Genomic DNA, 17320 nt, shown 5'->3' with positions numbered 1-17320 from the left:
AAATGTCAATATTTTCAATGAATCAAAAAATATTATGAAAAATTCAATACTTTCTCTTGCTGTTTTCATGTTACTTCCATTACAAAGTTATGCTGAAATTTCTGCCAAAACCACCACAAAAGTACAAAGCACTGCGCCTGTTTCTTCTGAGCTTAAAGTGCTTTATCAACAAAATTTTGCACAACAAAAAACCATTCCCCACGGTTGGCGTATCTCTGGAAATAATGCAGGTCATATCTATATTGAAAATGGTGTATTGATTCTGGATGGTCGAGCTAATGCTGGACAACCGACCTCAGTTTTATTGCCACAAAGCTTAGAAAAACAACAGAACTATCGAATCGATGTAGAGTTTAGTTTAGATCAAGCTGTGAATTCTTCACGTTGGGGCAGTGTGATTTATGATGTTACTGAAACTCAAGGTGTAATTCCCAACAGTTATTATCAATTTACAATACGTGCAGATACTACTGCAAAAAATGGCACAGAGTTTGGTCGTCGTAAAAGCAATGGTCAATGGGAAGTCATGACCAGTAAAGCTTTTTCAGAAAACCTAAAACCAAATCAATGGTACAAAGCCAGCATTGTGGTTTCTGGGCAACGCGTACAACATTATCTAAATCATCAGTTGATGCAAGATGTTGAGCTTGATCAGCTTTCTACCAAAGGGGGTATTGGGTTATCAGCGACAGGTATTATCCTCAAAGTTAAAAATATTCAGGTAAGTGAACAGCGACAAGCATTACCTGAATTGCAAAATAAAGTGACTCAAGTACAAGAAATTCAAAGCAATGTTGCTTTAGCTCCTACGATCATTCAAAAGATTGAGAATAGTGACACAGCTTTGAGCTCAGCCAATCAGGCATATTACCAATTGGATAGTGAGTTAAATTTGTTAGATCAAAAAGGAAATAAGCTGGGTTTGTTAGAACATTATTTAGCAAATCCACAACGTAAGACTATTCCTGTTTTAGAAATTAAAACCCCACAAACCCTTGAGCAATTAAAATTACTTTCAAAAAAACAAGATATCAGTGATATCACCTTATTGTCTAAAAGCGATGTTCTGCTAAAAACTGCACATCAAGTTGTCCCGATGCTACGTACAGCTTTGGACTTAAGTGCCGAAAAATTAAAAGATAATCGACAAAGTCTTTCAGAAGTTATGCGTCGTACCAATCAAGCGCATGCACGTATTATGGTACTGCCAGAGTATTTAGCCAATAAAGCCAATGTGAGTTTTATTCAGCGCCACTTGATGACGGTTTGGATTGATTCAACAGCGACACAGCCGAATGAAGTTGCAACCGTTTTAACTTCAGGAACGAATGGCATGATCACCACACAAAGTTCATTATTCAATAGTGTATTGAAGCAATTTCCAAAAAATACATTATTGCGCAAACCTTTGATTATTGGTCATCGTGGTGTACCTAGTTTAGAGGATGAAAATACCTTAGAAAGTGCGAAACATGCTGTAGCATTAGGTGCGGATATTGTCGAAAATGATATTTATCTGACTAAAGACCAGCAGATTGTAGTGATGCATGATGCGACGGTAGACCGAACCACAACCTCCACAGGCAAAATTGAGGAGATGACTTTAGCGCAAGTTCAACAACTTCGCTCAAAAAATAAAAATTATAAAATTCCAACTTTAGCGGAATATTTTACAACATTTAAGAACAATCCCAATTTTGTTTTGATGATTGAAATGAAAAGCAAAAATCCTCAATTGGTCGCTAAAATGCAAGAGAAAATAAAAAGATATCAAGTTGAAAATCAGGTTGTCATAACGTCCTTCAATACCGATCAAGTTGCACGTGCTCAGTCACAAATGTCGGAGATTCCACGTGGTTTATTGGTTGGGAAGATGCCAAATAGTGCCAATGTTTTAGTGAGTAGTAAGCAAATTAATGCTGATGTACAAAAGTTTAATTCAAGTTATAACCCTGCTTATCGTGCAGATTTGAGCAGTATTTTAGAAGCTTCAAAACATCGTGGTATCAGTTTTTGGCCATGGGCACTGAATGATGAAACATTTAAACAGTTGTATATTGCGGGAACAAATGGCATTACGACCAATTCAGCACAGCTTTATTCGAAGTATATTGTGGATATTCAAACGGCTGAAAGCATCAAAGCTAAACTGAATCAAGCTGTGCGAGTTAAAGCTCAGTTAACTCAGCAAGACGGTATAAAAATATCAAAAAATTCTAATGATTTCATCGTATTAGCAGGCTCACCCAAATATGAGATGGTTAATGGTCAGTTGATTTTCCTAGAGAAAGGGAAGGCTGATGTTTTAGTAATTTATAAATATCAGATTGATCAACAAAACTATTATCATATTGTATCTAAGCTTATGAAAATCATTGTAAATTAGGTGTGATTGATGAGTCGTCTGAGTATAAAAACAATTGATTCAAATCCGATTGAATATATTGAATATTTAACCATTCCGCATGGTGCTTTGACGGCACAAAAATTTCAGCTTCCGATTTATCGGGGTGAAATTGAAGGTTTACCGCAATCTATTGATTCAATCGTGGTGACTTCGGATTTGCAAGGCGTATGCAACTTTGACAATGATCAGACTTTGCTATTAGGAGAAGTTGTAGCAGAAAGTTTGGCGCTGATTTATGAGATCTATTTTCCTCAGTTGAAACTTGAAAAGTCATGGGGTTTTTTATGTGGCGATTTATATGCCAATTTAGAAAAGCGTGGCAGCAGTGGCAATCCGATCAACGTCTGGCAAGCTTTTGCACAGGTTTTTCGGCAAGTGATTGGCATTGCAGGCAATCATGATGATTTTGGAAAAGATTTATATAAACTTGCAGAATTTGAAAATATTCATTTTTTAGACAATGATTTTATTGAAATAAATCATTTCAAAATCGCAGGGCTGAGCGGAATCATTGGACGTGTAGATAAAAATTTTAGACGTTCAGAAACAGATTACTTACACGCTTTTGAAAAACTTTTGAAAAAACAGCCTGATCTTGTACTCACGCATTTGTCACCTCACTTGGAAGAATATGGCTTTTTAGGTGAACCACAATTGCTTCATTTACTTGAAAAGTACGCTGAAAATTTATTATTTTGTGGGCATTCACATTGGGACACTTCACAAGTTGTCACTTTAAAAAATAATACACAGATTTTAAATGCAGATAGTAAAGTATTTATTTTGATCAATAAAAATAGGAATAATGAAAAATGACTGAAAAAACAAATTTATATTTAACGATTTACCAAGATATTCAAGATGCTTGTGCAGAACTCAAACAAGAGACATTAGGACAGCATTTACAGATAATTGGATTAGGCTTAGTTGAGGATTTATGCGGTTATTTTGTGGTGGGGATGACGCTCGAAGAATTCAGTCAATTTGATCAAGAACTGGTTTGGTTTATTTCTGAATGGAGCATTGAGGCGAGCCACAATAATCATGTTCATCAACAAATTCAAAGATTATATGAGCAATTGGGTGAAGAATACACGGAAGAACAGTATATTGAGCTTCGACAACATTACCAAAATACAATTATTCAAGTATTACAAGATTTAAGAAAAGAAGGAAAACTACAAAATCAGCAAGGCGATGAAATGATTTTTATCCTTCAGTATGCAGATGCTTTTGATGAAGATTTTGAAGAAATTAGTTTTGTACAGATTAATCCTTCTGAATACATTTCATTATTTTCTCAGCATTTTAAACAGAAAAAAGGTGAAAATTTGCATGATTTTCTTTTAGAGAAATATAAAAATTTATAACACTGAACATAAAAAACCGAGCTAAAAAGCTCGGTTTTTTGAACAATCAGAATCTAAGATTAGATGTCTGAAAGATCTACACCAATACGTGCGGCAACTTCTTCATAAGCTTCAACAACACCACCTAAACCTTGACGGAAACGGTCTTTGTCGAGTTTTTTCTTAGTGTCTTTATCCCATAGACGGCAACCATCTGGAGAGAACTCATCACCTAAAACGATACGGTCATGGAACACACCAAATTCGAGTTTGAAGTCAACAAGAAGCATGTTGCCTTGAGCGAACAAATCTTTAAGCACAACATTCACTTTTTGAGTGAGTTCTTTCATTTGTGCCAATTGTTCAGCATTCGCCCAACCTAAAGCAATCGCTTGAGACTCGTTCACCATTGGATCGCCTAAAGCGTCATCTTTGAAGAACAATTCAAATGTAGGAGGAGTCAGTTCTAAACCTTCTTCAACACCTAAACGACGGCATAATGAACCCGCAGCATAGTTACGCATTACGCATTCTACAGGGATCATTTGTAATTTTTTCACTAAAACTTCAGTTGGAGAAAGAAGTTTTTCAAAGTGAGTTTCGATACCAGCCGCAGCCAATTTTTCCATGATAAAGGCATTAAAACGGTTATTCACCTTACCTTTACGATCTAGTTGCTCTATTTTTTCGCCATTAAATGCTGAAGCATCGTCACGGAAAACTAGAATTAGATGATCTGCGCTATCTGTTTCATAAACGGATTTCGCTTTACCAGTATAGAGCAAGGTTTGTTTTAACATGGGGGAACCTTTTGCAAAAAAAAATTGCCTAGAACGACTAGGCTGGCCAGTTTTGGTATATCTGGGTCAACACTTCCGCAGCTTGGTCTTTATCTGCAAAAGAGTTGTTCGCATTAAACAAAGCAATGGTATTACTTGAGCCTACAGAAGTCATTTTTAAAACATAACTGGTATTATCGAGTTTAAATGTAACTTCAGTCACATTTTTACTTTGCCCAATGATGTTGTAATTTAGACTATTGAGGGTTGCTAATGCATACCGCCAAATTATAGCAGAATCTCCATCAACTTTAAGCAGTGGATTCGCATTTCCATCAGTTAAAAGTTGTGGGCGACTTACCGCTGTCGCAGTATCATTATTGCTTTGTGTTACGGAATTTGTTTGCGTAAACTCTGGACGAGGTACGTCATAGCGATTACCGCGCTTGTTTTCAAACTTAGGAGCATGTTGAATCGCAAGCGGGTCAACCACTGGAGCTGGATACAATGGCGTTGATGGTCTAATCGTTGTGCCTTGAGGGTATTTAAGCAGTTGCACATCAGTTGTATTTTTATAGTCTAAAGAACCATTTTTGATTCCTAAAGAACTACAACCCGCTAAACTTAAAGTTAACAGGGCAAGGGTTAAACCAAAACGTAATTGCATAATACTAAGCTCTTATTAAATGACACCCGCTGCTTTGAGTTCGTCACGCAGAGGAGTGCGGTATTGTTCTGCAAGCGGAGTTAATGGTAGGCGGATACCTGTACCAATTAATCCCATTTCATGTAGTGCCCATTTCACTGGAATTGGGTTCGATTCACAAAATAGAATATTGTTTAATTTTGCAACTTGAGCATCTTTTGCTTTTGCTGTATCCATTTCACCTGCGATTGCAGCAGCACAAAGTTCGCTCATAATTTTAGGTGCAATATTTGCTGTAACAGAAATATTTCCTTGCGCACCTGCAGCGATTAGGTCACATGCAGTTGCATCATCACCTGAATACACTGCCATATTTTTACCTTTTAGCGCATTAATCAGTTCTGTACCACGTGGTACATCACCTGTAGCGTCTTTAATGCCAACAATTTGAGGAAGATCAGCTAAACGAATCGCTGTTTCGTTTTGTAAATCTACACCTGTACGACCTGGTACGTTATAAAGAATGATTGGTAAATCTACAGCTGCTGCCACTGCTTTATAATGTTGGTATAAACCTTCCTGAGTTGGTTTATTATAATAAGGTGTCACTAAAAGAGCGGCATCTGCGCCGAGTTCTTTTGCTTCTTTGGTGAGCTCAATAGCTTCATGTGTTGAGTTTGCACCAGTACCGGCAATAATTGGAATACGTTTATTGGCAACACGGATAATTTCTTTAATTACTTCTGTGTGTTCTGCCATGCTAAGCGTTGATGCTTCGCCAGTTGTACCGACGGCAACAATGCTATTAGTGCCTTGTTCTATGTGCCACTCAACCAGCTTCTCGAGACCCTTCCAATCTACGCTGCCATCTTCTAACATTGGGGTGACGATTGCGACAATTGAGCCTTGAATCTGTGCTTGCTGAGTCATTTTGAAAAAATATCCTATGTGTCCATCCGCATATACTGATTTAAAAATAAGATTGGGATGGTTGCAGTATTTTGATTTGAGCAAAAACAATCACTTTAATAATTGCATATTGCTTACGCAAATTATGACTGATTCAGCGATTGAGAACAATATACTTTATTCAAAGCATGGAAATTCTTTAAAAAAAGCAACAAATAACTCACAGTTTAAGCTTCATATTCTACTTTTATCAGCGACTTCTTAGGTCTAAGTAAAATTAGAGAGATTCAAAATGCGCTAAATCAAACTTTTAGCTCAACTATCTTAACAAAAAGTCAATCATGAAGATTTAGAGTTTTTAAAGATGATCAAAGACACAATTATTCTTAGATTTTTTACTTTTTTTAGCTAAAATTTTGATCATGGCAAAAATATTGAGTGTTTTTTTATATAGGAGGTATTTTGACTTGTTCTTAGATGGTGAGAATTTGTTCTTTAATTGTGCTTTAATTGCTCTATTTTATGGCTTAAAGAGATAGATTTTAGCGTGATTTATTGCTTTTTAAACTTATTAAATTTTTATTAAAAATAATTTATTTATTTTAAATTTCTGATTTAAACCAATATTCTACGACCTTTAGATAGTTATTTTGCAAAATATTTTTCTAGATGATGATTCATTCGATAATATTTTGTAAAAGGACTTTTCAATATGGATCGATCAGCCGATTTAGATAAAAAACATGCCACCATTACGGTGCTGATTTGTTTTTTAATCGCAGTGATTGAAGGATTAGATATTCAAGCAGCAGGTATCGCAGCAGCAGGTATTCGAGAGCATTTTGCTTTAGACAGTTCACAATTGGGCGTATTTTTTAGTGCAGGCATTTTGGGATTATTGCCCGGCGCATTAGTGGGTGGTCGTTTTGCTGACCGTATTGGTCGTAAAAAAGTTTTGATTTGGTCTACAGCAGTATTTGCAGTTTTTACTTTATGTACTGTATGGGTAAATAGTTTCCAAAGTTTATTGGCAGTTCGGTTTTTGGCAGGTGCTGGTTTAGGTGCTGCAATGCCTATTTTAATTACGCTGGCGTCAGAGGCAGTGTCTCCTGAAAACCGTGGACGTGCAGTAGGTTTGATGTATTGTGGTATGCCTGTTGGCGCTGCAATTTTATCTTTGGTTGCAAGCACTAATTTTGGTGCAGAATGGAAAAATATTTTCTATTTAGGTGGTTTATTACCGATTATTGTTATTCCAATTATGATTCTATTTTTGCCAGAATCTAAAGAATATTTAAAAACGCAAAATAACAATACGAATGAGGTTACGCCTCAAGCTTCATTTAAAGATCTATTTAATACGCAAAATTTTGTCCGTACTCTTCTGATTTGGGTGAGTTACTTCTTCACTTTGATGGTGGTTTACATCATGTTGAGTTGGTTGCCATCATTATTTACTGAACTAGGTTTCACACGTAAAGAAGGTGCAACAGCACAGTTTTACTTTATGGTCAGTGCAACAGTTGGTACTGTAATCTTAGGAATGTTAACGGATCGCTGGAAAAAGACCTATGTCATTGTATTAATGTATGGCGGTATTTTGGCAGGTTTATTTGCTTTAAATGCAGCAGGTTCATTGACTCAAATGTATATGGCTTCTGCATTGGTTGGTGCATTTGTGATTGGTTGTCAAGGTGTACTCTATGCGTTTGGCAGTATTGTATATCCCACTGCGGTACGTGGTACAGGAGTAGGTATGGCTTCAGCGGTGGGGCGTATAGGTGCAATGCTCGGACCCGCGATCGCAGGTCAACTTCTTGCAGCAGGTTTTGGTGCAGCAGGGGTAATTTCAGCAGCGATTCCTTGTATTGTTATTTCAGCTATTTTTATGCTGATTTTAATTCAACGACTAAAAAGTGAATAAGATCAAAATATATTTAAGCCCATAATGATGTGGGTTTTTTTATAGACTTCATTTTTATAAAAATGATCAATTGAGGCAATGTACTGAATTTTTTGTAATATGCTAAAGTGAAGTAAAATACTAAGTTAAGAAAGATGGATATGCAGCATAATTCGGTACTCATTGTGGTGGATGTGCAAAATGGTTTTACGTCTGGGGGAAATTTAGCCGTTGCCCATGCAGAACAGATTATTCCAACCATTAATCAACTGGCACAACATTTTAATAATATTGTTTTGACCCAAGACTGGCATCCTGCCAATCATATTTCTTTTGCAGAAAATCATCCGAATAAAAAAGCTTACGATACGATTCAACTGGCATATGGCACACAGGTGTTATGGGCGACTCATTGTGTGCAAGGCACGCATGATGCTGAATTTCATCCTGATTTAAATATTCCACAAGCACAGTTGGTGATTCGTAAAGGTTTTAATGCTCAGATTGACAGTTATTCAGCATTTATGGAAGCAGATCATAAAACGACAACAGGACTGGCGGGGTATTTGAAAGAGCGTGGTATAGATACAGTTTATATTGTTGGGATTGCCACAGATTTTTGTGTGGCATGGACAGCAATGGATGCTGCGAAACTAGGTTTTAAAACCTTTGTGATTTCTGATGCGACCAAAGCGATTGATTGGCAAGGTTCTTTACAACATGCATGGCAAGAAATGCTGGCAGCAGGCGTAAAACGTGTTGTGGCAAAGCAGATTTTAGAGACAGAAAATTTGTGATAATCCAGAAAAAAATACTGAGTGGTATAAAGTTCTATTAAAATCTGACAAATCTGGGACAATTAAAAAAGATTCAGGACGGATTTTATGGCAGCCATTTTACGTTTTAGTCAGTTTGTGCAAAAGACCTTCGCGCTTTGGGTGGTGGTCTTTGCATTGATTGCGCTGTGTTTTCCTGTCGCATTTGTATGGTTAAAAGCCTATATTCCGTGGGTGTTAGGTATTATCATGCTCGGAATGGGCATGACCATGACCGTAGATGATTTCAAAGGTGTGTTGCAAAATCCCAAAGCTGTGCTGATTGGTGTAGTTGCTCAGTTTGTGATTATGCCAAGCTTGGCTTATCTGCTTTGCAAGTTATTGCAGTTGCCTGCTGAAATTGCAGTAGGTGTTATTTTGGTGGGTTGCTGTCCTGGTGGTACAGCCTCCAATGTCATTGCTTATATGGCTAAAGCCAATACCGCTTTATCGGTTGCTTGTACTTCTATTTCAACATTTTTAGCCCCGATTTTAACCCCCACGATTTTTTATTTGTTGGCGAGTCAATGGATTCCGATCGATGCTGGTTCAATGTTTATTGATATTCTGAAAGTGGTGATTTTCCCCATTATTTTAGGGGTGACACTGAGAACTTTCTTCAAACAAAAAACTGAACAATATATTCAAATCATGCCTTTGGTATCGGTGATTGCCATCGTGGTGATTGTGGCGGCGATTATTGCAGCCAGTAAGGCATCTATTTTGCAATCAGGTTTGCTGATTTTGGTTGTAGTGATCTTACATAACAGTTTGGGTTTTTTACTAGGTTATTGGGCAAGTCGCTTATTGAAATTATCTTATCCAGATGCCAAAGCTGTCTCGATTGAAGTCGGTATGCAAAACTCTGGTTTAGGTGTGACTTTAGCAGCGATTCATTTTGCAGCTTCACCTATAACCGCGGTACCTAGCGCAATATTTAGTCTATGGCACAATATTTCTGGACCTGCATTGGCGACTTATTGGGCATCTAAGGCATATAAAATGGCACAAAATACCATAGAAAATGATTTAGAAAATCCATCAGAAGATCAGTATAGACATTAACGCCTTGAGGCTACAGCATTGAAGAGCGCCTATGCGCTCTTTTTTATAGACTTTTTAATGGGTTTAAAAACTCATCTTCGGTCATGACTTTAAAACCATATTGTTCAAGTAAGGCTGTCGTAACACCTTTACCGTGAATTTTGTTTCCTGAAAATGAACCATCATAAATCCATGTAGAACCACAGGAAGGGCTATTTGCCTTGAGAATGACATGTGTGACCTGATGATGTTGGGCGAGTTTTAATGTTTTTTCTGCACCTTGAATAAAATCCTGAGTCACATCATTACCTTGTGTATCAATGACTTTGGCTTGTCCTTTGAGTACTGCATGCCCATCACCACCGACAATTTCAGCAGCAGCGCGAGGTGTGCTGAGTCCACCTGAAACTTCGGGGCAAATCATGATGGCTTGACCTGTTTTAAGCAAAGATTTAAGTTGAGTATGTAAACAGTTTTGACCGTCATAACGAACATTTTCACCAACAAGGCAGGCACTAATTAAATATTTCATCTTGTTTAAATAAGTGGATAAATAAAAAGAAAAATTAAATAAAAATATATAGCAATTTTTGATTATAATCCTTATTTTAAATATGGTTTATTTCAAATATATTAAAATCATAGATTTAATTATTAGATTATACCATTCTTTATATTTTAATATTTATTAAAATATAGTTTTATTAATTTTGATAAATATTTTTTTATTGGATATTTATCACATTTTTTATAATAAGTGTTGTGTAATCTAAAAATAATGATTATGAATTTTGAAAAATATTAAGGTTATAGGTTTTATTTTATTAGTTTTATGGTTTAATCATTGGTGTTTTGTTTATTCAATTTGAAAATTAATAATCAAAATTTTGATTTAGATGTCGGTTGTTCTCAGTTAAACCGTTGAAAAATGAAACGGTGATATAGCAAAATCTTTCATTTTTGATATATGGGAAATAATGTCAAAAAATGCAAATGATTTAATGATTACAGAGAATTCAATATTATTTCTAGGTACAGTTTACACATGTGTAAAGTGAAATATCTCACATTTTCTATTCAAAAATTAAATACTTTTATCGCGCTGAGTTTATGTTTAAACAGCATGGTTTATGCAGAAACTCGGCAAGGGTATTTTCAAGAGATTAAACAAAATATTGGAAGTTTAATTCGTCCTCAAGCGGATGAATCTTATAGCACAGTACAACTGAGTCAGTTGTCAAACTTTCAAGTTGAAACAGATCCAATTTATCAACAATTGCCTGTGGTTGGTCGTCCAATGACAGATGATAATAATGTCCCTTTGTATAATAATGCTGAAATACAAAGTCGTTTGAGTTTACAAAATGCGGTGCAAATTGCAGTAAAACGTAATCCAAATATTTCACAATCTTTGGCAAATTTAGCTGCACAAAATGCCAATATTGATGTGGCAAAAGCACAATATTATCCGCAGTTAAAAGCAGGTTTAAACACAGGTGATTTTACTTCGAGTGATCGTGGGCGTCAGGTCTATACGGTTGAAGCAAATCAGATGCTCTATGATTTTGGTAAAGTAAAATCCAGTGTTGATACGCAAAAAAATAAATTAGAAGCAGAACAAGCCAATGTTTTAGTGAGCATTGATGAAATTTCTACAGAAACTTCACGTGCCATTATTGCTGTTTTGCGATATCGAGTTTTACTTAATATTGCACAAGATCAAGTCAAAGGTGTGAGTCGTTTACATGAAATTGCTCGATTACGTTCCGATGCAGGGATTAGTAGTTATGCAGATCCTGTGCAAGCTCAAAGCTATGTAGAATATGCCAAAACGTATTTATTGACACAACAAAATAAATTGCGTCAAGAAGAGCAAAAACTTCGCACATTATTGGGCTTTGATGTTAGTCGCACTGATTTTATTATTCATGATGATTTCTTAAAAAAATCAGAACTTTATACTTCTCCAAAAATGAACATGATTCCGAGCATGATTGCAGCCCAAGCTGAAATAGAAGTGGCACGTAGTCAAAAGAAACAAACGGAGTTAAGTCGTTATCCAACAGTGTCTTTGGTTGGTTCACTCAATCAAGCACTGAATGGTAAAAACCCAAATACAGGTAAAGAAGATGATACTGATAGCTCAATTGGTATCTCTATGAGTAGTAATTTTTATCAGGGTGGTGCAGTCAGTTCACAAATTCGCTCTGCAGGTTATGCAGAGCAAGCTGCACGTTCAAAGTTGAATGCCACTTATTTAAATATCATGGATTCTACGCAAATCGCCCGTGAAAATATTGAAAATATGGACAAGCAAATTTGGGTGTTAATTGAACGAGAGCGTTCTACTGCAAAAACACGTGAACTTTACGAAGAACAATACAAGTTAGGAAAACGGTCTATTTTAGATTTACTGAGTTCTGAACAGTCTTTTCATAGTTCTCGTGCAGAACGAGAATCTGCCCGTTACGATATTTATGACACACTTGCGATTTATATCAATGTAATTGGTAAAAGTAGAGATATTTATCAACTTAATAATACGAAAATTCAAGGGTTTGAAGTACAGTAATGAACCAAACACTCAATTATCAACCTTGGCTGCAAGCCATTTTAACGGTTGCTCAGCATTATCGTATTCAGCCCTCAGAAGAGCAAATACGTTTACAGCTAGATTGGAATAAATATCAGAATATTGATGATTTATTACAGATTGTCACTAAACAATTGGGATTAAATTATCGTCGTGCAGATTTTTCAAAAGATGTACTGAACCCTTGGCGTTTACCTGTAGTCATCGAATTTAAAGATGGGCAAGTTGCAGTTATTGAAAAAGTAGACCAACAAGGTAACGCAAGTCTACAGCTGAGTGGGGATCAAGGTTTATCACAAACTTTTGATTTAAAAGCCTTACAAGCCAATGCTAAACAAGTTTTTATTTTCCGACCAGAAACATCTATTCCTGATGCGCGTGTTGATGAATATATTAAGCCCTATGAGCAAAGTTGGTTTTGGAGCATTGTTCTAAAAGATTGGAAACGCTATACCGATATTATGGTTGCGTCCATGATTGCCAATATTTTAGCGTTGGCAACCATTATTTTCTCCATGCAAGTGTATGACCGTGTTGTACCATCACAATCCGTCCCTACGTTGTGGGTTCTGGCAGGTGGGGTGCTGATCGCAGCTATTTTTGAATTTACTTTGCGTGTGGCACGGGTGTATTTGTCTGACATTATCGGTAAACGTGCTGATTTGAAAATATCTGATCGTGTGTTTGGTCATGCATTACGTATTCGTAATAAAGATCGTTCTAAATCTACAGGATCATTTATTTCACAAATTCGTGAGTTAGAAGGGGTGCGTGAACTTGTTACCTCAACCACGATCAGTGCAATTGCAGATTTACCATTCTTCCTATTATTCCTTGCAATTTTTTGGGTGATTGGTGGCAACCTATTTTGGGTAATGCTCATCGTTGTGCCATTGATGATTATTCCAAGTATTTTGGCGCAAAAGAAGCTCGCACAGCTCGCACAAGAAGGCATGCGTGAAGGTGCTATTCGTAATGCGATTTTAGTTGAAGCTGTTCAAGGCATTGAAGATATTAAATTATTACGTGCAGAAGCCAGATTCCAAAACCAATGGAATCACATGAATGAGGTTTCAGCCGATGTCAGTATGCGCCAACGTAAAATTACTGGTTGGTTAAATGCATGGACTCAAAAAATTCAGGGTTTGACTTATGCAGTTGTCGTATTGGTGGGTTGTTTTGCAGTGATGAAAGGGGATATGACGACTGGTGCGCTGGTTGCATGTTCGATTTTATCTTCAAGAATGTTAGGACCTATTTCACAAATTACGGGTGTTTTAGGGCGCTGGCAACAAGCAAAAGTGGCGAAGCAAGGTTTAGATGAGTTAATGAAAAAACCTGTGGATCGTCCTGATCGCGCACAACTGATTCATCGTCCAACAATTTTAGGTCACTACGAATTTAAAGGCGTTTTATTTAAATATAGTGAAGATGATCCTCGTCCATCCGTAGTTATTCCACAGTTAAAAATTAAAGCTGGCGAAAAAATTGCAATTTTAGGTCGTAATGGCGCAGGTAAATCAACTTTACTGCAATTATTGGCAGGAATGCAGACACCAATTCAAGGCAAAATCAGTTTAGATGGCGTTGACCAAAATTTAATTGATCCTGATGATATTCGTCGAGATATGACTTTGTTGAATCAAAATGCTCAACTTTTTTACGGTACGATTCGTGAAAATTTGACTTTAGGTGCACCATTAGCAACAGATCATGACATTATCAATGCTTTAAAACTGGCAAATGCACTTGAAATTGTAGAACAGAAAAAAGAAGGCTTAGATCACGTTGTGCTTGAAGGTGGTACAGGTTTTTCTGGTGGTCAGAAACAATCTTTATTATTAGCACGTTCTATATTACGCAATCCAAGTATTCTGTTATTAGATGAGCCAACAGCAGCATTAGATGATGTTTCTGAACGTACTTTAATTAATAACTTAAAAGAATGGTCAGCACATCGAACTTTGATTGTGGCAACACATCGTCCCGCAGTATTGCAATTGGTAGACCGTATCATTGTGGTTCATGAAGGAAAAATCGTAAAAGATGGTCCTCGTAATGAAATCTTGAACTCGAGTCAAGCCAATGCACGAGGTACTTCAGCATGAGTTCAGCACAATTACCTGAAAATAAAACAAAACCAGAAAATGGCTTAGATACATTAAAGCGTCCAAGTAATCCTTCGGCACTCAAATTTTCTGAGCCACCTTTACCAAAATCAAGTTTGGTGATTTGGATCGTTGCTTTAGGCTTAATTGCTTTTATTGTTTGGGCATGTATGTTCAAACTGGAAGAGGTATCGACAGGAACTGGTAAAGTCATTCCTTCATCTAAAGAACAAACCATCCAGTCTTTAGACGGTGGTGTCGTGACTAAGCTAGAAGTAAAAGAAGGTGATATTGTTGAAAAAGGGCAAATTTTAGCGCAAATTGACCCCACTCGTTTTGAATCACAAGTTGGTGAAAGTTTAAGTAAATTACGTGCGATGCAGGCAACTGCAGCACGTTTACAAGCTGAAGTAAATGGTACTCAGTTGAGCTTTCCTAAAGAAGTCCATGAGATTCCAAGTTTAGTTTCAGAAGAAACAGCACTTTATACCTCTAGACGTTGGAACTTAGAAGAGTCGATCAAAGGTTTACAACATGCATTGTCTTTGGTGCAAAACGAATTGCAAATGACACAACCTTTGGTTGCAAAAGGAGCTGCTTCAGAAGTTGAAGTGTTACGTTTAAAGCGTGATATTAATAACTTTGAAAATCAGATTAATGACAAGCGTAATGATTACTATGTGAAAGCTCGTGAAGAATTAGCCAAAGCCAACGCAGATATTAAATCTTTACAACAAGTCGTAACAGGACGTAATGACTCTGTAAAACGTTCGACTTTCTATGCACCTGTGCGTGGCGTAGTGAAAGAACTTGCAATTACCACGATTGGTGGGGTTATTCCACAAAATGGAAAATTAATGACTTTAGTTCCATTGGATGAAAAGTTATTAATTGAAGCACGTATTTCACCAAGAGATATCGCTTTTATTCATCCTGGACAAGCAGCACTTGTGAAAATAACAGCCTATGATTATTCAATCTATGGCGGCTTAGATGGTAAAGTTGTCGTGATTTCACCAGATACAATTCGAGATGAAGTCAAACAAGATCAATTTTATTATCGTGTTTATATTCGAACTGATGTTGATAAACTGGTTAATAAATCTGGGCAATCATTTGCCATTACACCTGGTATGGTCGCGACAGTAGATATTAGAACAGGGCAAAAAACGATTATGGAATATTTACTTAAACCATTTAATAAAGCACAAGAAGCATTAAGAGAAAGATAAGTCATTTATTTATTAAAAAGCCAGTATTTATACTGGCTTTTTTGTGAGCAAAAATATATAAGGTAATAAGAAATATGATGGTATAAGTTAAAATATAAATTTTAGGTTATAAATTGTTTAAAATTTCGATATTTTTAATACATTATACATTTATTTTAATTAATGTGATTTTTTATTATAAATATATTTTTATTGTGATATTCATCACTACTTTGGTTAATAAAAAATAACATAAATATTAAAAAAAATATATATAAATAAATATTAAATACACATTTAGATAAACTAAAAGTACTATTTTTAATAAGGTTTTTATATTTTGTAAATTATTGATTTAAAATAAAAATAAAAATAATGGTAAAAAAATAAATGTAACATATATTTTAATGTTAAACCGATCTGCTTTAGACATCTTAAATATTTAATTTAATTTAATAGACTATTAAGAATATATTTAACACTTAAAATTATTATGTGATTCTAAAATCATAGTGGCATGGTAGGATTTTAATAATATTATTTTTTTAAATCAGTATTTATCTGATAACGGTGGAAAAGATGGAAAATATATCAGTAGTATCTAAGGATACTGGAAATTCATTTCAGGTTACTAATCCTAGTTTTGCAATAAAAGCCCCGTCTGTTGTTGTACTTAAATATCGTAAGGATCAGATAAAAAATATTGCTAGAGAGGGTGATCACTTAATCATTACTCTTGATAATGGCGAAACGATTCGAATTGAAAACTTTTTTGCTTTAGATAATAGTTTGGTTTTAGAGAATAATAATGAATTACTTTGGGTTAAGTTTAATGATTTAAATAATGTTTCACTAGAAACTATTAACTATGCTGGGTTAGATAATATTCAGCCTTTATTATATGAGTCAGATGGCAGTGTACCATTTGCGGCTGGAGTGCTTGGTGCTGTAGGCACAATGGCATATCTTTTAAATAGATCGCTTGACGATAATGATTCTAATAATGGTGCTACTGGCGGCACAGGCGAAACTGGTGGTACAGGCGAAACTGGTGGCACGGGCGAAACTGGCGGCACAGGCGGCACAGGCGAAACTGGCGGCACAGGCGAAACTGGTGGCACAGGCGAAACTGGCGGCACAGGCGAAACTGGTGGTACAGGCGAAACTGGTGGCACGGGCGAAACTGGCGGTACAGGCGAAACTGGCGGTACAGGCGAAACTGGTGGCACGGGCGAAACTGGTGGCACGGGCGAAACTGGCGGTACAGGCGAAACTGGCGGCACAGGTGAAACTGGTGGCACTGGCGAAGATACGACAGCACCAGATGCACCAAGTGATGTTGTAATCAGTGAAGATGGTTCAACGGTTACAGGTAAAGCAGAACCGGATTCAACAGTTGAAATCAAAGACAAAGATGGCAACATCTTGGGTTCAGGTACAGCAGACGAAAATGGTGACTTCACAGTTGGTTTGGATAATCCATTAACCAATGGTGAAAAAGTTGACGTAACTGCCAAAGATGAAGCAGGCAACGTTTCAGACAAAACTGAAGTGAC

14 protein-coding genes are annotated in these 17320 nt (G+C 36.4%); 10 read left to right on the top strand and 4 right to left on the bottom strand.

Annotated elements, in window-relative coordinates; genetic code table 11:
- Positions 1-34 precede the first annotated feature (34 nt).
- From HX005_RS17940 to HX005_RS17930, 3 genes are read left to right on the top strand one after another with little or no spacing between them, the layout of a single operon-like run.
- Complete coding sequence (locus HX005_RS17940) at positions 35-2386, top strand: glycerophosphodiester phosphodiesterase family protein (protein WP_286378393.1); 2352 nt, start codon at positions 35-37, stop codon at positions 2384-2386.
- A gap of 9 nt (positions 2387-2395) precedes the next feature.
- Positions 2396-3223: a metallophosphoesterase family protein gene (locus HX005_RS17935; RefSeq protein ID WP_286378392.1), complete on the top strand. Its 828-nt coding sequence runs from the start codon at positions 2396-2398 to the stop codon at positions 3221-3223.
- Positions 3220-3777 carry a hypothetical protein gene (locus HX005_RS17930; protein ID WP_286378391.1) on the top strand — a complete coding sequence of 186 codons (558 nt, stop codon included), beginning with the start codon at positions 3220-3222 and terminating at the stop codon, positions 3775-3777. The genes HX005_RS17935 and HX005_RS17930 overlap by 4 nt, the downstream gene beginning before the upstream one ends.
- A 59-nt stretch (positions 3778-3836) precedes the next feature.
- Here the strand turns inward: HX005_RS17930 and purC are convergent, their stop codons facing one another.
- From purC to dapA, 3 genes are read right to left on the bottom strand one after another with little or no spacing between them, the layout of a single operon-like run.
- The gene (purC, locus tag HX005_RS17925) at positions 3837-4556 is read right to left on the bottom strand and encodes a phosphoribosylaminoimidazolesuccinocarboxamide synthase (protein WP_068975543.1); all 720 of its coding nucleotides are present in this window, start codon (positions 4554-4556) and stop codon (positions 3837-3839) included.
- Positions 4557-4593: 37 nt separating this feature from the next.
- Positions 4594-5202, bottom strand: a complete 609-nt coding sequence (locus HX005_RS17920; RefSeq protein ID WP_107009070.1) for a lipoprotein-34 precursor (NlpB) — start codon at positions 5200-5202, stop codon at positions 4594-4596.
- A 15-nt stretch (positions 5203-5217) separates the two neighbouring features.
- A complete protein-coding gene (gene dapA / locus HX005_RS17915; protein WP_107009071.1) occupies positions 5218-6111 on the bottom strand; it encodes a 4-hydroxy-tetrahydrodipicolinate synthase in 894 nt (297 codons plus the stop codon).
- A 691-nt stretch (positions 6112-6802) separates the two neighbouring features.
- On the opposite strand from dapA, the gene mhpT reads away from it, so the two are divergent.
- The 3 genes from mhpT to HX005_RS17900 all read left to right on the top strand — a co-directional run bounded on the left by mhpT (position 6803) and on the right by HX005_RS17900 (position 9873).
- Complete coding sequence (mhpT, locus tag HX005_RS17910) at positions 6803-8014, top strand: 3-(3-hydroxy-phenyl)propionate transporter MhpT (protein ID WP_107009072.1); 1212 nt, start codon at positions 6803-6805, stop codon at positions 8012-8014.
- A 140-nt stretch (positions 8015-8154) separates the two neighbouring features.
- Entirely contained in the window at positions 8155-8790 is a 636-nt protein-coding gene (gene pncA / locus HX005_RS17905; protein WP_107009073.1) for a bifunctional nicotinamidase/pyrazinamidase, read from the top strand.
- Between the two features lie 87 nt (positions 8791-8877).
- Positions 8878-9873: a bile acid:sodium symporter family protein gene (locus HX005_RS17900; protein WP_286378390.1), complete on the top strand. Its 996-nt coding sequence runs from the start codon at positions 8878-8880 to the stop codon at positions 9871-9873.
- A 43-nt stretch (positions 9874-9916) separates the two neighbouring features.
- On the opposite strand, the gene HX005_RS17895 is transcribed toward HX005_RS17900, so the two are convergent.
- A complete protein-coding gene (locus HX005_RS17895) occupies positions 9917-10384 on the bottom strand; it encodes a 2-thiouracil desulfurase family protein (protein ID WP_286378389.1) in 468 nt (155 codons plus the stop codon).
- 513 nt (positions 10385-10897) lie between these two features.
- Between HX005_RS17895 and HX005_RS17890 the strand changes: the two genes are divergently transcribed.
- The 4 genes from HX005_RS17890 to HX005_RS17875 form a co-directional block, all read left to right on the top strand.
- Entirely contained in the window at positions 10898-12424 is a 1527-nt protein-coding gene (locus tag HX005_RS17890; RefSeq protein WP_286378388.1) for a TolC family protein, read from the top strand.
- A complete protein-coding gene (locus HX005_RS17885) occupies positions 12424-14553 on the top strand; it encodes a type I secretion system permease/ATPase (protein ID WP_286378387.1) in 2130 nt (709 codons plus the stop codon). The genes HX005_RS17890 and HX005_RS17885 overlap by 1 nt, the downstream gene beginning before the upstream one ends.
- Complete coding sequence (locus tag HX005_RS17880) at positions 14550-15785, top strand: HlyD family type I secretion periplasmic adaptor subunit (RefSeq protein WP_286378386.1); 1236 nt, start codon at positions 14550-14552, stop codon at positions 15783-15785. Before HX005_RS17885 ends, HX005_RS17880 begins: the two co-directional genes overlap by 4 nt.
- Positions 15786-16343: 558 nt before the next feature.
- Positions 16344-17320 (top strand): BapA/Bap/LapF family prefix-like domain-containing protein (locus HX005_RS17875; RefSeq protein WP_286378385.1); only part of this gene is annotated, 977 nt, incomplete at its 3' end.

The organism is Acinetobacter sp. R933-2 (assembly GCF_030325485.1).
GTDB lineage: Bacteria > Pseudomonadota > Gammaproteobacteria > Pseudomonadales > Moraxellaceae > Acinetobacter > Acinetobacter sichuanensis.
This window is presented reverse-complemented; position numbering and strand designations above follow the sequence as displayed.

Coding starts and splice junctions, on each gene's coding strand:
- HX005_RS17895 (WP_286378389.1), bottom strand. CDS start 10,384: ATGAAATATTTAATTAGTGCCTGCCTTGTTGGTGAAAATGTTCGTTAT.
- HX005_RS17920 (WP_107009070.1), bottom strand. CDS start 5,202: ATGCAATTACGTTTTGGTTTAACCCTTGCCCTGTTAACTTTAAGTTTA.
- mhpT (WP_107009072.1), top strand. CDS start 6,803: ATGGATCGATCAGCCGATTTAGATAAAAAACATGCCACCATTACGGTG.
- HX005_RS17930 (WP_286378391.1), top strand. CDS start 3,220: ATGACTGAAAAAACAAATTTATATTTAACGATTTACCAAGATATTCAA.
- HX005_RS17940 (WP_286378393.1), top strand. CDS start 35: ATGAAAAATTCAATACTTTCTCTTGCTGTTTTCATGTTACTTCCATTA.
- HX005_RS17935 (WP_286378392.1), top strand. CDS start 2,396: ATGAGTCGTCTGAGTATAAAAACAATTGATTCAAATCCGATTGAATAT.
- dapA (WP_107009071.1), bottom strand. CDS start 6,111: ATGACTCAGCAAGCACAGATTCAAGGCTCAATTGTCGCAATCGTCACC.
- pncA (WP_107009073.1), top strand. CDS start 8,155: ATGCAGCATAATTCGGTACTCATTGTGGTGGATGTGCAAAATGGTTTT.
- HX005_RS17890 (WP_286378388.1), top strand. CDS start 10,898: ATGTGTAAAGTGAAATATCTCACATTTTCTATTCAAAAATTAAATACT.
- HX005_RS17885 (WP_286378387.1), top strand. CDS start 12,424: ATGAACCAAACACTCAATTATCAACCTTGGCTGCAAGCCATTTTAACG.
- HX005_RS17880 (WP_286378386.1), top strand. CDS start 14,550: ATGAGTTCAGCACAATTACCTGAAAATAAAACAAAACCAGAAAATGGC.
- HX005_RS17900 (WP_286378390.1), top strand. CDS start 8,878: ATGGCAGCCATTTTACGTTTTAGTCAGTTTGTGCAAAAGACCTTCGCG.
- purC (WP_068975543.1), bottom strand. CDS start 4,556: ATGTTAAAACAAACCTTGCTCTATACTGGTAAAGCGAAATCCGTTTAT.